Genomic DNA, 1,416 nt, shown 5'->3' on the forward strand with positions numbered 1-1,416 from the left:
TCAACCAGGGCTATTACCAGCTCTACCTGGTAACCAGCTTCCTTAAGGCGGTCCACGGCTTTCATGGCTGATTGCCCAGTAGTCACCACGTCTTCTAATACCACTACTTTGGCTCCTGTGGGCAAAGTAGGACCTTCAATGTATGCCCTGGTTCCATGACCTTTTGGCTGTTTGCGGATAATTAGACCAGGGATAGGTCGGTTTTCTAAGGCAGAAACAATGCTAACCGCACTCACGATCGGATCTGCCCCTAGAGTTAAGCCAGCAACAGCTTGAGTATCAGCAGGTAGCATTGAGAATAGCAAACGTCCTATGGCTAATGCTCCTTGAGGATGAAGGGTGACCTGTTTACCATTGATGTAATAAGAGCTACGCTGCCCCGACGAAAGCACAAAATCACCCTCTTGGTAAGCCAGTTTACAAAACAAATCCAGCAGAAAATGTCGCAGGAGAGGTAAATCTTTTGGGGTGGATAGAGCTTGAAATTGGTTGTTCATGAAACTTACTACTACTAGTAGCGGTTGATTTGGATGATTCGGTATTCTTTCACAGTCAGCCGTCAGCCGTCAGCCGTCAGCCGTCAGCCGTCAGCCGTCAGCTTTTAGCTCACGCTACTTGAGGTGCCGTCAGCTTATTTTATTCAAAAGCTGTTCGGTGTAGCGTGGGCTATGGGCATAAACTGTTCGGTGTAGCGTGGCCACAGGCCCAAAGCTGATAGCTGATAGCTGATAGCTGATAGCTGATAGCTGATAGCTGATAGCTGATAACTGATAGCTGATAGCTGATAGCTGATAGCTGATAGCTGATAGCTGATAGCTGATAGCTGATAGCTGATAGCTGATAGCTGATAGCTTACGACGCACTCAGCACTAAGTACTCACTCAAAAAATTCCCACAGGAATCCGAGACAACAAAGAAAACACACCAAATGCCACCAATAGCGCACCACTTACTGGTGTAATCCAACTCGACCACTGTCGCAATTCTAATAATCGTTTAATTGAAGCAGTAAACGTACCTGCCAAGATCAAGGGTGCCACATAACCAGCTGTATAAGACAACAGCAAGGCACCACCTAAGACTAAATCTTTAGTTGAGACAACCCAAGCCAGTAACGTTGCTAATACGGGTGTACTGCAAGGAGAAGCGACTAAACCGAAGGTCAAACCAATCAGATAAGAGCGTAACCCTTTCGGCCATTCCTGGGAAATCCAATCCATACCACCCCAAGTTGGAAACTGTAGCGGTAGTGCTTCTAGTAAATTCAACCCCATAATAATGGCGATTAGGCTGACAATAATCGGTAAGCCAACACCGATTTGACCATAGACTCGCCCGATAGATGCTGCGATAATTCCTAATGCAGCTAAGGTTGTGGCTAAGCCTAAGGCAAACCATACCGATTGGGTAGCAGCT

The 1,416-nt window shown here is 46.6% G+C and carries 3 protein-coding genes; all 3 read right to left on the minus strand.

Annotated features, from left to right (window positions below):
• Nucleotides 1-497, minus strand: a 497-nt coding sequence (gene pyrE / locus F6K53_RS42495) for an orotate phosphoribosyltransferase (RefSeq protein ID WP_293086563.1), incomplete at its 3' end; no start/stop codon positions are given.
• A gap of 129 nt (nucleotides 498-626) precedes the next feature.
• A complete protein-coding gene (locus tag F6K53_RS42500; protein ID WP_293086566.1) occupies nucleotides 627-863 on the minus strand; it encodes a hypothetical protein in 237 nt (78 codons plus the stop codon).
• 18 nt (nucleotides 864-881) lie between these two features.
• The coding region (locus F6K53_RS42505; RefSeq protein WP_293086568.1) for a cytochrome c biogenesis protein CcdA at nucleotides 882-1,416 on the minus strand (535 nt) is incomplete at its 5' end.

The sequence above is a fragment of the Moorena sp. SIO4A1 genome (assembly GCF_010672065.1).
Taxonomy (GTDB): Bacteria; Cyanobacteriota; Cyanobacteriia; order Cyanobacteriales; family Coleofasciculaceae; genus Moorena.